Raw genomic sequence first — 13069 nt, 5'->3', positions numbered from 1 at the left:
ACGGCGCGGTCAGCCGGTGGAGGCGGCGGCGCGGTCAACCGGCGCAGCCGGTGGAGGCGGCGAGCCGAAGCTCCTCGCCGGTGGCGTCGGCGACGACGATGTCCGGGCCGCGCCGGTAGGCGTACGCCTCGGGGGTGTCGACGAGGACGGCGCCGGCGGCCAGCGGCGCCAGCGCGGCCAGCGACACCGGCTCGGAACCGGCGTCCATCCAGCGGGTCCAGGCCTTCCCGCCGTCGGGGCAGCGGGCCACGACCGCCCGCGTGGCGTCGGTCGCCGGCCGGCCCAGGGCGCGTGACGCCTCGTCCAGAGCCGGGCCGGCGGCGGGCAGCGGCAGCGGCAGCGAGTCCACGAACTCCACGTCGGCCGGGCGGCAGCCGGTCGCCACCGTGAACCGGACCCGGCCGGGGCCGGCCACCTCGCCCTCGACCAGGACGAAGTCACCCGCGTCGGCACGCAGCCGGGGGCCGTCCACGCTGTCCCGCACCCCGGCCCGCCAGGGCTCGGGAAGCGCGTCGGCGACCCGGTCCAGCAGGGGCCGTTCCCCGCCCTCGGCGAGCAGCACGTCGACGCCGCGGGTCAGGTCGGCGCCGCTGCTGACCGGGGTGACCCGGCACCCCTTCTCGACCGAATCCGGCGTCATGACCCACGCCGCCGCGGGGCCGATCGCGGCGACGAGGCGGCCCACCGCGCGTTCGACCACCGGCGCGGCCTGGCCGATGGTGCGCTGCTCCTTCACGGTCGGCGGGTCGGTGCGGACCGACCACCACGTGAGCGCCGCCAGCAGCACCGCCCACGCCACGGTGGCGACGAGCAACCAACGCGCGGCGCGGCGGCGGCCCGGCGGGCGGGCGGAACCGGTCGGCGGGGCGTACCCGGGGTGGACGGCACTCACCGCGCCATCGTGTCACGCGCCGGCACGTCGCCCGCCGACGGCGTCACCCCGGCGGCCCGCCGGGGCTGGTGGAGAACCGACGCGATCGGCTGCGCGCCGCCCCCGGGCCGGCCCCGCGGCCGGGCGTCGCCGCCGACATCGCCACGCGGTCACCCGTCGGGGTCGCCCGGTGCGGGGACGAAGCGGTAGCCGACACCGCGCACGGTCTGCACCCGTGGGCCGTCGGGAAGCAGGCGCAGCTTGTGCCGGAGCCGCTTCATCGCCGAGTGCAGGATCGCCGTGTCGCCGAGGTACGCGCCGCGCCAGACGCAGGCGAAGAGCCGCTCGTAGCTCCAGAGCACGACCGGCGGGCTGACCAGCCGCGCCAGCAGCTCCCGTTCGATACGGGTCAGCGCCAGCGGGCACCCCCGCCAGGTGACCAGGTGCCCCGGCCCGTCGACGACCAGGTCACCGCAGGTCACCGGACTTTCCCCCGGCACCGGCACCGGCACCGGCGTCGGCGTCGGCGTCGATGTCGGCCCGGCGGGCGGCTCGGGAAAGAGCATCGCGCGCAGCTCGGCGAGGTCGGCGCAGCTCACGACCGGCCCCACCCCGTCGAGCCGGCGCAGCACGTGCTCGCGCACCGCCACGTCGGGGCTGACACAGACAACTATCGGGACTCCCCCACCGGACACGCTGCCTCCCGGCTGCCCGCGCTGACGTGAAACGCTCCCACCCGCCGACGCGTCCCGGCGGGGCTCGCGGTCAGCGTATGGCCAGAATCGCGCCCCGTCACTGACCAGGTACTGACCGAAACATTCCATTGATCGCCCTCTGTCGGCCTACGACCATGACTTCCGTGGGGCCGGAACCGCCCGGACCGCGGACGTCGGGAGGGAACAGTGTTCGTACGACCATCCACACGGTCCCGCCTGCGGCGGGTGGCCGTCACGCTCGGCGCGCTGGTGCTCGGGCTGACCGCCCAGCCCGCGCTCGCCGCGCCGCCGCCCGGCACCCCGGCCCGGGCGACCGTCGCGCCGGGGCTGCTCGACGGCCGTACCGCCACCGGTAGCACGACGTTCCTGGTGTACCTGCGGGAGACCGCCCCGCTCGCCGACACGGCGAAGCTGCGGGACGCGGACGGCCGGGCCCGCGCCGTGCACCGGCTGCTGACCGGTACCGCCGAACGCACCCAGCGCGACCTCCGCGAACTGCTGGACGGGCGCAAGGTGGAGCACACGTCGTACTGGATCGCGAACGCCCTCCGCGTCCGTGGCGACCGGGCCCTGATCGACGAGCTGGCGGGCCGGCCCGAGGTCGCCCGGATCGAACCCACCCGCAGCTACCCGCTGGTCCGGCCGACGCCGGCCACGGTCGGCCGCGCCCGGACCGCCGCCGTCGAGTGGGGTCTCACCGACATCGGCGCGCCGCGGGTGTGGGACGAGTTCGGCGACCGCGGCGAGGGCGTCGTGGTGGCGAACATCGACAGCGGCGTGCAGTACGACCATCCCGCCCTGGTGCGTTCCTACCGGGGCAACCTCGGCGGCAGCTTCGACCACGCCTACAACTGGTACGACCCGACCGGGGTGTGCCCCGGCCCGGCGCCCTGCGACAACAACGACCACGGCACCCACGTGATGGGCACGATGGTCGGCGACGACGGGGCGGGCAACCAGATCGGCGTCGCCCCGGGCGCGCGGTGGATGGCCGCGAAGGGATGCGAGGCGAACACGTGTTCGGACGCCTCGCTGCTCGCCGCCGGCCAGTGGATCCTCGCCCCGACCGACCCGGACGGGCAGAACCCGCGACCTGACCTGCGTCCGGACATCGTGAACAACTCGTGGGGCGGCGACGGGGGCGATCCCTGGTACCAGCAGACCGTCGCCGCCTGGCGGGCCGCCGGCATCTTCCCGGTCTTCTCCGCCGGCAACGACGGTCCGGCCTGTGGCAGCGCCGGCTCGCCCGGCGACCACCCGACCGCGTACGCCGTCGGGGCGTACGCGTCGAACGGCGCCATCGCCGACTTCTCCGGTCGCGGCTCCGGCACCGACCCGCTGAAGCCGAACGTCGCCGCCCCCGGGGTGGCCGTCCGCTCCAGCGTGCCCGGCGGCGGTTACGCGGCCTTCAACGGCACGTCGATGGCGGCACCGCACGTCGCCGGAGCGGCGGCCCTGGTCTGGTCGGCCGCCCCCGGCCTGCGCGGGGACGTCGCCGCCACCGAGGCGTTGCTGGACCGCACCGCCCGGGACGTCGACGCCACCACCTGCGGCGGGTCCGCCGCCGACAACAACGTTTTCGGTGAAGGGCGCCTCGACGCGTACGAGGCGGTGCGCGGCGCCCCGCGCGGGGCGGTCGGCCGGATCACCGGCACGGTGACCTCGGCCGCTGACGGGGATCCGGTTGCCGGGGCGACCGTCGGCGACGGCACCCGCACCGTCACCACCGGCCCCGACGGCCGGTACGCCCTGACCGTGCCGGCCGGCGAGACGACCGTGACGGTCTCCGCGTACGGCTTCGCCACGCAGTCGGCCACGGTCACGGTCGCCGAGGGCGCTGCGGCCACCCGGGACTTCGCGCTGGCGGCGAGCCCGACAGTCACCCTGGGCGGCCGGGTCACCGACGGTTCCGGGCACGGCTGGCCGCTCTACGCTCGCGTCGACGTGGCCGGCCGTCCGGGCGGCCCGGTCTTCACCGACCCGGCGACCGGCCGCTGGTCGGCCACCGTGGCCGGGAACACCGGGTACCGGATCACCGTCACGGCCCGGTACCCGGGCTACCGCACCGTGACGCGGGACGTGCCGGTCGGCTACGGCTCCGCCACGGCGGACATCGCGCTGCCGGTCGACCCGGCCTGCACCGCCGCCGGCTACACCGGCAACTTCGGCCCGTCGCTGCTCACGCAGGGCTTCGACGGCACGACCGCACCGCAGGGGTGGTCGGTGGCCAACCGCACCGACAAGGGCGGCTGGGTCTTCGACGACCCCGGGGCTCGCGGCAACCTCACCGGCGGCAGCGGTGGCTTCGCGATCGTCGACAGTGACACGCTGGGCTCCGGCAACACCCAGGACACCGACCTGGTGACCCCGCCGGTGGACCTGTCCGGCGCGCCCGCGCCCGTCCTGCGCTTCCGCAGCGACTGGCGCGCGGTGGGGGTGAACGACGCCGCCGACGTGGACGTCTCCACCGACGGCGGCGCCAACTGGACCAACGTCTGGCACCAGACGTCCAGCCGGCGCGGGCCCCGCATCGAGGAGGTGCCGCTGACCGGGGCCGGGGGCGCGTCCGACGTCCGCGTGCGGTTCCGCTTCACGGGCACGTTCGCCTGGTGGTGGCAGGTCGACGACGTCACCCTCGTCAACCGGGACTGCACGCCGGTGCCCGGCGGCCTGGTGGTCGGCAGGACGACCGACCGCAACTCCGGCACGCCGGTGAACGGGGTCTCCGTGACCAGCGTGGACCGCCCCGCCGACCGGGGCGACTCGGCCGCCACACCCGAGGACCCGACCCAGCCGGACGGCTTCTACTGGCTCTTCTCCGGCCGCACCGGGACCCACCCTCTCACCGCGACGCTGAGGCCGTACGCACCGGCCACCCGCGACGTCACGGTCGTCGCCGGCGACGTGCGGCGGGTCGACTTCGCGCTGGCCGCCGGCCGACTCACGGTCACCCCGGGGCAGGTGGAGTCCCACCAGCGGTACGGCAGCACCCGGAGCACCCGGCTCACGGTGACGAACACCGGCACCGCCCCGGCGACGGTGGAGATGCTGGAGCGGGCCGGACGGTTCGACCTGCTCAACCGGGCGGGAGCCCCGCTGCGCGAGGTCACGGTGAAGGGGATCAGCAAGGCACGCACCGGGACCGCGTACGGCGGCGCGGCGCCGGAGGTCACCCCGTCGGCGGACGAAGCCTGGACCCGGATCGCCGACCTGCCGGCGGCGGTCTTCGACAACGCGGCCGCGTGGCTCGACGGACGGGTCTACTCGGTCGGCGGTGGCAGCGGAACCGGGACCGAGCGCCTGGCCTGGGCGTACGACCCGGGCACGGCGGCCTGGACGGCGCTGCCCGACCTGCCGACCGCCCGCGCCAAGCCGGCCGTCGCGGCGGTCGGCGGCAAACTCTACGTGTTCGGTGGCTGGGGTGCCGACGAGAACACCGTCGCGTCGGTCGACGTGTTCGATCCGGGCACCGGCACCTGGAGCACGCTGGCCGGGGCGGCCAACCCGACACCGGTCGCCGCCGCCGGGACGGCGGTCGCGGGCGGCAAGGTCTACCTCGTGGGCGGCTGCACGGACGGGGCGTGCGCCGAGACCGACCGGCTGCTGGCGTTCGACCCGAAGACCGGAACCTTCACCACCGGCGCACCCTACCCGCACCCGGTCGCCTGGCTGAGCTGCGGCGGAATCGGCGCCCAGGTGTACTGCGCCGGGGGCACCGGCAGTACCGAGTACACCGACGCGTACCGGTACGACCCGGCCTCGGACGGCTGGACCCGGATCGCCGACCTGCCGCTGGAGATGTGGGCCTCGCAGTACGCGGCGGCCGGCGGGATGCTCGTGCTGGCCGGCGGCGTGACCAGCGGGTCCAGCGTGGTGACGAACCGGACGGTCGGCTACGACCCGGCGACGGGCAGCTGGCGGGACCTGCCGAACACCGGGTTCGCCCGGTACCGGGGCGCCGCCGCGTGCGGGGCGTACCGGATCGGCGGCTCGCCCACCTCGTTCGTCGGGTCGGTGCAGAGCGAGCGGCTGGGTGGCCTGGAGCTGTGCGCGGAGGAGGCGGACCTGCCCTGGCTCGGCACTTCGCCCACCAGCTTCACGCTGGCGCCGGGAGCGTCCCGCACGGTGACCGTCACGCTCACCGCGACGGCCGCCGCCGGAGTCGCGCAGCCCGGACGGTACGCGGGTGAGCTGGCGTTCGCGGCCGACGTGCCGTACCCGGTGCCACCGGTGACGGTCGAGATGAACGTGTCGCCGCCGGCGAGCTGGGGCAAGCTCCTGGGCACGGTCACCGGGGTGACCTGCGGTGGCGTGACGGTCGGCGTACCGGCGACGGTCCGGGTGAACCTGGTCGGCGGCAGCGCCGGCTACACCCTGACCGCGGACGCGTCCGGCCGGTACGCGTGGTGGCTGCCCAAGGGCCGCTACGACGTGATCGTCGCCAAGGACGGCTGGGTCCCCGAGGTACGGCGCACCCGGGTCCGGGCCGGCTTCGTCGGCACGCTCGACTTCGCCCTCGATCCCTCCTCGCCCTGCACGAGAGCGACCGGCATCTGAGGTGAGCGCCTCGTTGTACCGAGGCTCCGGCCGACCCCAGCCGGAAGAACCACTCCGGTCGCTCCTTTGGAGCTGATGCCGTCAATGCATCAACTTCGGTGCCCCGTCGACCGTCTGCTGCTTGACGACACAGGTGGATCAGCTCCAAAGGGATCCAGGCGTGAGCCATGTCCTTCGAGGTGACGGTGCGTTGCGACCGACGGCCCGCGGCTACCGGTTCCAGTCGCTGACGCTGCGTCGCCCGCCCCCGACGGCGAGTGAGCCCCTCAGGGCTTTCGGAGCCACGTCTTCGGATCGGTCACAAGACGCCCTTGCCGTGGTGACGATCGGTCACCTCGGTCAAGCGGGCGCTGCGCGACTGGCGGTCCCGGCGCTTTGTCGTCCGCCTGACCCTCCGGGCGGCCGACTCGGCTGCGGCCCACGTTCTCGCAGGAACGGCTGCGGCCCGCCGCCCCGTACGGGGTGGCGGGCCGCGAGTCGATGCAGAGCGTGGGTCAGTTGGCGACCGTGACGGCCACCTCGTTGATGCCCCGGGCGGCGGTCACGGCGGTGTCGCCGTTGCCGTGACGGGAGAGCGCCCGCAGCGTCCACGTGCCGGGGGCGGCGAAGAAGCGGAACTGCCCGGCCGGTGAGGTGACCACCTCGGCGGTGAACTCACCGGTGGAGTCGAGCAGCCGGACGTACGCGCCCGGCACCGATTCGCCCTCGGTGGAGCGGACGACGCCGGTGATGACGGTCTCCTTCTCCAGGTCGAGGCTGGCGGGCAGCGGTGCGGCCTGGTCCGGTGCGGCGCAACCGGCGGCGGTGGGTGCGGTCATGACTCAGGCCTCCCCCGGCTCGTCACCGAGCGCGACCGGCACGCCGACCAGCGAGCCGTACTCGGTCCAGGAACCGTCGTAGTTCTTCACGTTGCGGTGGCCGAGCAGCTCCTGGAGCACGAACCAGGTGTGCGAGGAGCGCTCGCCGATCCGGCAGTACGCGATGGTCTCCCTGCTGTCGTCCAGCCCGGCCTCGGCGTAGATCCTGCGCAGCTCGTCGTCGGACTTGAAGGTGCCGTCCTCGTTGGCCGCCTTCGACCACGGAACGCTGATCGCGGTCGGGACGTGGCCGGCGCGCTGCGCCTGCTCCTGCGGCAGGTGCGCGGGGGCGAGGAGACGGCCCGCGTACTCGTCGGGGCTGCGCACGTCGACCAGGTTCTTGGCGCCGATGGCGGCGACCACCTCGTCGCGGAAGGCCCGGATGCTGTTGTCCGGCTCCTGGGCCGCGTACTGGGTCGCCGGACGGGTCACCGCGTCCTTGACCAGCGGGCGGGCGTCCAGCTCCCACTTCTTGCGGCCGCCGTCGAGCAGCTTGACGTCCCCGTGGCCGTAGAGCTTGAAGTACCAGTACGCGTACGCGGCGAACCAGTTGTTGTTGCCGCCGTAGAGGATGACGGTGTCGTCGTTGGCGATGCCCCGCTCCGAGAGGAGCGCCTCGAACTGGGACCTGTTGACGAAGTCCCGGCGGACCGGGTCCTGCAGGTCGGTCTTCCAGTCGAGCTTGATCGCGCCGGGCAGGTGGCCGGTGTCGTAGGCCGAGGTGTCCTCGTCGACCTCGACGAAGACGACGCCCGGGGCGTCGAGGTTCTTCTCGGCCCAGTCGGCCGAGACGAGTGCGGTGTCGCGACTCATCAGATCACTCCCTGGTGAAGATGGACGGTGAACCAGCACGAGGCATCGAAAGATGTGAGGATCGCACCGCGCGCGGAATCCACCGTATGGACGGATCACGGGTTCGTGCGACGGCGCCGCTGCCGGGCGTTGAAAGTGAGCACGGGAGAAGAAAGAAGCTCCTGCGTGCCGTTGGCCGCTAGGCAGCCGAGGACAGCCCCGCCGTCAGATGACGGGGCGACACAGGCAGGTGGCCACGCGGCACAGGTCGACCGCGCGCCGTTTGGTGAGGAGCGTCCCCATGGCCAGGGAGCCTACCAGCGATCCCCGGTGACGCCAGCGGACGGACCAGCATCCGGGACGCGCCCGGACGGTCAGCCCACCGCGTTGATCGGCACGTTGCTCGCGTCCGCGGTCACCTGGAGCCCCTCGGGCAGCGGACGGACCTCGCGGACCGCGAGCTGGAACGGCAACTCCGGCAGGGGCACGTCGATCGAGATGCTCTGCGCGTAGTTGTTGAGCAGCGTGCGCGCCAACGGCACGTTGGGCAGCCCCTCGGCGGTCAGGTTGTTGAACCGCAGGGCCACCGCTCCCTGCTCGCTGACCGTGATGTCGGCGGTGCCGGTGACGGTCAGCCGCTGCCCGAGGATGTCCACCGGGGCGGTCACCGCGAGCCGGCCGCCCTGCTCGCCCAGCCGCAGCCCGTCACGGTCGAGCAGCGCCGTCAGGCTGTCGTAGCTGATGATGCCGGTGCCGTTGACGGTCTCGGCGACCACGTCACCCTGCCCGGACCGGATAGTGTCCAGCGAGGCGGCCACGTTGCGGGCGTCCACGTCGAGCGTCGGCAGCGCGACCGCGTCGCCCTGCACCGAGCCGCGCACCTCGCGCAGCCCGATGGAGATGCGTTCGTACCGGCCGTCGAGCACCTGGGTGAGGAACGGGAAGCCGCCGATCTCGACCTCCGGCGGGGACGACTGGGCGTCCTGCTTGGCGATCTCCTGCCGCACCTGGTCGGCGATCGCGCGCTCGGCCACCCCGGCCGCCACCCGGTCGGCCACGACCAGCAGGCCGGCCAGGACCAGCAGCAGGACGAGGAGGACGACGAGTGCGCGGCGCCCCCGCCGCCGGGGCCGCTCCTGGTACGCGTACTCGTCGGTCACGCCGCCTCCTGTCGTCCTCACCGTTGCCGCGTCGCGGCGCCCCGGTGGTACCCGAACGGTCGAATTCTCAATCTCCGGTCAGAGCACGAGCTTGCACAGGGCGTACGCGGCCGGGGCGGCGAGGGCGAAGCCGGCGAGGGGGCCCTGCATGTGCCGGGCCACCCACATGGTGGGCTGCTCGCCGGCCATCAGGCGGCCCGCCTCCGCGTACCCGACCGCCAGGTCGGCGAGGACGGCCGCGACGGCCGCGACCAGGCCCATGATCGCGGCCCGGGTCGGGGTGAACGGGGTCACCAGGTAGCTGCCGAGGAGCGCGCTGACGAGCGTGCCGACCATGGCGCCGCCGACCACGCCGGCCGCGCCCCGGGGGACCTGGGGGGCCAGTCGGGGCCAGGCGGCGAACGCGTCGGTGGCCCGGGCGACGGTGAGCGCGACGCCGGCGGCGGTGAGGCAGACCGTGATGGCCTGGGTCCCCGCCGGGATCCGGCTGAGCACGATCAGCGTGCCGAACGCCACAACGCCGGCCACGATCAGCGCGGTACCCCGGAGCGAGTCGGTGACCCGCACCCGGTCGACACGGCGGACGAGCTGGCCGAGTACGGCGGCCACCAGCCCCGCCAGGAGGATCTGCACCAGGGGCATGAGCCGGGCGACGTCGGTCCGCACGGCAACCGTGTCGGCCGCGACCGCCGCGACGGCGCTGACCGCGGCGACCACCGCCAGCGCGGGCGGCCGCGCCGCCATCGTCCAGGCCAGCACCGAGAGCAGTTGGACGCTGAGGACGACGATCGTGAACGGCAGCCGGTGACCGGGCCCCGAGGTCTGCGCCGCCAGCACCAGACCGGCTCCGAGCAGGGCGGCGAAGCCGGCGACGCTCAGCGCGAGCGGCCGCCGCACCTCGACGGGCGGGGTGACCTCCTCGGCCTTCTCGTCCCCTGGTTCGATGGCGGGTCGGCGCGCCGGCTCCCCGTCGCGCCGGGCCCGGCGGGGGCCACCGCGTTCCGCCCGCTCCTGGTCGTCGCCCGCGCGCGGCGGGCCGCCCGGGGGCTGGTCGGGCCACGGGTCACGGCCGGTGTCCGGCGTGCTGGAGGGAAACACCCACCGATCGTGCCAGACCCGGCCCCGGCCACGGGGGTCACGGTTTCGGCGAGGTTAAAAGCTGTGGCGCGATCAAGGGCACATCGGGCAAACGGGAAATGGCGCGGAGGTCCAGCCGGGGCGATCGGTTACGCTCAAGCCGTTACCCCGCCCGTCAGCGACGCCGGGACCACGCAAGTTCTCAGCGCCACCCGCGAGGAGTGTGCCGCTGGTCGCGCGCGGCCGAGGGCCGCCGGGACGGAGGTGATCGTGGAGATCCTGCTGCTGGTGACCGCGCGAGCAGGCGAACCGTCCGCTGTGCTGCCGGCGCTCGACCTGCTGCCCCACTCGGTCCGCACCGCGCCGCGCGACGTCCGCACGCTGGTCGCCGGCCCCAGCCCCGACGCGGTGCTGGTCGACGCCCGCTCCGAGCTGAGCGAGGCCCGCGCCACCTGCCGGATGCTGCACGCCACCGGGCTCGGCGTGCCACTGGTCGCCGTGGTCACCGAGGCCGGGCTGATCGCCCTCAACGCGGACTGGGGCGTCGACGACGTCATCCTCGCCGCGGCGGGTCCGGCCGAGGTCGAGGCCCGGCTGCGCCTGGCGGTGGGCCGGCTGAGCAACGCGACCGCCGGCGCCGGTGGCTCGATCCGGGCGGGCGAGCTCACGATCGACCCCGACACGTACGCCGCGAAGCTGAAGGGCCGGCCGCTCGACCTCACGTACAAGGAGTTCGAGCTGCTGAAGTTCCTGGCGCAGCACCCGGGCCGGGTCTTCACGCGCGACCAGCTGCTGCGCGAGGTCTGGGGCTACGACTACTTCGGCGGCACCCGCACGGTGGACGTGCACGTCCGTCGGCTGCGGGCCAAGCTCGGCTCGGAGTACGAGTCGATGATCGGCACGGTCCGCCAGGTCGGTTACAAGTTCGTCGTCCCGCCGTCGCGGTCGCTGCCGGAGAGCGAGCACGCGCCACTGCCGGTCTGAGCCCCATTCGAGTATTCGCCCCTTTTGCGCGGATAGCTCACTTTATTCTGACTGCCAGGTTTGGCCAGTCAGAGGGGGCGGCGGTGCGCGAATTGACCACGGGGGCGACGGTTCGTCACAGGCGGGCTGACTGATGCGGCTCTCCCCGGCCGCCCGCAGCCTCGGCATCGTGCTGCTGGTGCTGACCGCGCTGCTCGGTTCGGCGTACGCGATCGCCCGCAGCCTCGTGCCGGACGGACTGCGATCCGGCGTCACCACCAGCGCCACCGGTCCGCACTACGGCGACCAGCCGCCCCCGTCCGGGGAGACCGGCACCCGCCCGTCGCGGTCGGGTGACCCCGCCGGCCCGCGGAAGGACACCGGCGAACCGGAGATCGTCGACGGCATCCGCACGTACGGCGCCCGCAGCACGACCGGCACGTCCACGGTGGCGCTGACCTTCGACGACGGGCCGGACCCCCGCTACACCCCGCAGGTCCTCGCGATCCTGCGGGACTTCAACGTCACCGCGACGTTCTGCGTGGTCGGCGAGAACGCAGGCAACCACCCCGACCTGATCCAGGCGATCGTGGCCGACGGCCACACGCTGTGCAACCACACCTGGAACCACGACGTCACGCTCGGTGCCCGGTCGCCGGATCGGATCCGGGCCGACCTGCTCCGGACGACCGAGGCGATCCGGGCGGCGGCGCCGGACGCGCCGATCGCCTACTACCGGCAGCCCGGCGGCGCCTGGACGTACCCGGTGGTCTCGGTGGCACAGGAACTCGGCATGATCCCGCTGCACTGGACGGTCGACCCGGCCGACTGGCGCGTGCCCGGCGCGGGCCACATCGCGTCGACGGTGACCACCGGCGTGGAGCCGGGTGCGGTCGTGCTGCTGCACGACGCCGGCGGCGACCGGCAGGGCACAGTGGACGCGCTGTACCGGATCCTGCCGGACCTCACCAGCCGGTTCCAGGTGGCGGCCCTGCCCCCCGACCCGACATGACGATGCTGCCCACGAGCGCGGGCGACGGTGCCGGGACCGCGTGGCCGGAATCGGCGGCCACCCCGGCGGCGCGACGGCTGCGGATGCCGCCCGGTCCACCGGAGCCGGCCCGGGGGACGGGCTACGGTGACCCGGTGAGCAGCCCCGAACCCGCCCGCGACCGGGTGTACCGGACCGACCGACTCGACCCGACGGAGATCGCCGACGTGCTGGCCCTCGCCCGCGCCGCCGGGGACGCCGACGGCGCGGACCCGCTCGACGAGCACGTCCTGCTCCGGCTCCGGGACGGGCGGGCGCCGGCCGCGCACCTCACGGCCCGCGCCGACGACGGCACCATCACCGGGTACGCACACCTGGACATCACCGACCCGGCGGCGGGCATCGGCGTGGAGATGGTGGTCCATCCCGCCCACCGCCGGCGTGGCACCGGACGTGCCCTGGCCCGCGGCGTGGTGACGGCGGCGACCGGGCCGCTGCGCGCCTGGGCGCACGGCGACCACCCCTCGGCCGCCGCCCTCGCGGTAGATCTGGGCTTCGCACGGGCCCGGGTGCTGTGGCAACTGCGCCGGCCGCTCACCGCCCCGGTTCCCGAGCCGCGCCTGCCCGACGGGGTGACGCTGCGCGCGTACCGGCCGGGCGCCGACGACGACGCCTGGCTGGCGCTCAACGCGCGGGCCTTCGCCGACCACCCCGAGCAGGGCCGTTGGACCGCCGCCGACCTGCGGGTACGCCTCGACGAGCCGTGGTTCGACCCGGCCGGTTTCCTGCTCGCCGTGGCCGAGCCGACGGGTGAGTTGCTCGGCTTCCACTGGACGAAGGTCCACGAGCGGCCCGGCTCGGCCCCGATCGGCGAGGTGTACGTGCTGGGTGTCGACCCGGGCGCCCACGGCGGCGGGCTCGGCAAGGCGCTGACCGCGGCCGGCCTCGCGTACCTGCGGGACCGGCGCGGCCTGGACCGGGTGATGCTCTACGTCGACGAGTCCAACACCGCGGCGGTGGCCCTGTACGAGCGGCTCGGCTTCGCCCGCTGGTCCGCGCACGTCAACTACCACCTGGGCTGAGTC

General features: G+C 74.4%; 11 protein-coding genes. 4 read left to right on the top strand and 7 right to left on the bottom strand.

Translation table 11 applies throughout. The annotated features are described in order from the left end of the window. Positions 1–34: 34 nt before the first annotated feature. Both ACN26Y_RS10195 and ACN26Y_RS10190 read right to left on the bottom strand, forming a co-directional pair. Complete coding sequence (locus tag ACN26Y_RS10195; RefSeq protein ID WP_422734647.1) at positions 35–892, bottom strand: hypothetical protein; 858 nt, start codon at positions 890–892, stop codon at positions 35–37. 149 nt (positions 893–1041) lie between these two features. Next, positions 1042–1521, bottom strand: coding sequence for a winged helix-turn-helix domain-containing protein (locus ACN26Y_RS10190; RefSeq protein WP_422734646.1), 480 nt, complete (start codon positions 1519–1521; stop codon positions 1042–1044). Between the two features lie 252 nt (positions 1522–1773). Between ACN26Y_RS10190 and ACN26Y_RS10185 the strand changes: the two genes are divergently transcribed. Beyond that, positions 1774–6144 (top strand): S8 family serine peptidase, encoded by a 4371-nt coding sequence (locus ACN26Y_RS10185; protein ID WP_422734645.1) that lies wholly within the window; start codon positions 1774–1776, stop codon positions 6142–6144. A 494-nt stretch (positions 6145–6638) separates the two neighbouring features. On the opposite strand, the gene ACN26Y_RS10180 is transcribed toward ACN26Y_RS10185, so the two are convergent. The 5 genes from ACN26Y_RS10180 to ACN26Y_RS10160 all read right to left on the bottom strand — a co-directional run bounded on the left by ACN26Y_RS10180 (position 6639) and on the right by ACN26Y_RS10160 (position 10051). Continuing rightward, a complete protein-coding gene (locus tag ACN26Y_RS10180) occupies positions 6639–6962 on the bottom strand; it encodes a DUF1416 domain-containing protein (RefSeq protein ID WP_366598127.1) in 324 nt (107 codons plus the stop codon). A 3-nt stretch (positions 6963–6965) separates the two neighbouring features. Further along, the gene (locus tag ACN26Y_RS10175; RefSeq protein ID WP_155330058.1) at positions 6966–7814 is read right to left on the bottom strand and encodes a sulfurtransferase; all 849 of its coding nucleotides are present in this window, start codon (positions 7812–7814) and stop codon (positions 6966–6968) included. Between the two features lie 204 nt (positions 7815–8018). Next, positions 8019–8096 carry an Ms5788A family Cys-rich leader peptide gene (locus ACN26Y_RS10170; RefSeq protein WP_311202345.1) on the bottom strand — a complete coding sequence of 26 codons (78 nt, stop codon included), beginning with the start codon at positions 8094–8096 and terminating at the stop codon, positions 8019–8021. A 71-nt stretch (positions 8097–8167) separates the two neighbouring features. Continuing rightward, positions 8168–8953: a DUF2993 domain-containing protein gene (locus tag ACN26Y_RS10165; protein WP_422734644.1), complete on the bottom strand. Its 786-nt coding sequence runs from the start codon at positions 8951–8953 to the stop codon at positions 8168–8170. 78 nt (positions 8954–9031) lie between these two features. Then, on the bottom strand, positions 9032–10051 hold the full coding sequence (locus ACN26Y_RS10160; RefSeq protein ID WP_155330056.1) for a hypothetical protein: 1020 nt from the start codon (positions 10049–10051) through the stop codon (positions 9032–9034). 243 nt (positions 10052–10294) lie between these two features. Here ACN26Y_RS10160 and ACN26Y_RS10155 point away from each other — a divergent pair, with 243 nt between their 5' ends. The 3 genes from ACN26Y_RS10155 to mshD all read left to right on the top strand — a co-directional run bounded on the left by ACN26Y_RS10155 (position 10295) and on the right by mshD (position 13066). Next, on the top strand, positions 10295–11014 hold the full coding sequence (locus ACN26Y_RS10155) for a winged helix-turn-helix transcriptional regulator (RefSeq protein WP_196255832.1): 720 nt from the start codon (positions 10295–10297) through the stop codon (positions 11012–11014). 133 nt (positions 11015–11147) lie between these two features. Then, entirely contained in the window at positions 11148–12005 is an 858-nt protein-coding gene (locus ACN26Y_RS10150; protein WP_422734642.1) for a polysaccharide deacetylase family protein, read from the top strand. A 134-nt stretch (positions 12006–12139) separates the two neighbouring features. After that, on the top strand, positions 12140–13066 hold the full coding sequence (mshD, locus tag ACN26Y_RS10145) for a mycothiol synthase (RefSeq protein ID WP_155330054.1): 927 nt from the start codon (positions 12140–12142) through the stop codon (positions 13064–13066). The last annotated feature ends 3 nt before the right edge of the window (positions 13067–13069 follow it).

The organism is Micromonospora sp. WMMD558 (genome assembly GCF_049315255.1).
In the GTDB taxonomy this organism is placed as follows: domain Bacteria; phylum Actinomycetota; class Actinomycetes; order Mycobacteriales; family Micromonosporaceae; genus Micromonospora.
This window is presented reverse-complemented; position numbering and strand designations above follow the sequence as displayed.

What these genes read in the sequence shown, in the direction of transcription:
- ACN26Y_RS10180 (WP_366598127.1), bottom strand. Translation starts at nt 6,962, where the DNA reads ATGACCGCACCCACCGCCGCCGGTTGCGCCGCACCGGACCAGGCCGCA.
- ACN26Y_RS10175 (WP_155330058.1), bottom strand. Translation starts at nt 7,814, where the DNA reads ATGAGTCGCGACACCGCACTCGTCTCGGCCGACTGGGCCGAGAAGAAC.
- ACN26Y_RS10170 (WP_311202345.1), bottom strand. Translation starts at nt 8,096, where the DNA reads ATGGGGACGCTCCTCACCAAACGGCGCGCGGTCGACCTGTGCCGCGTG.
- ACN26Y_RS10150 (WP_422734642.1), top strand. Translation starts at nt 11,148, where the DNA reads ATGCGGCTCTCCCCGGCCGCCCGCAGCCTCGGCATCGTGCTGCTGGTG.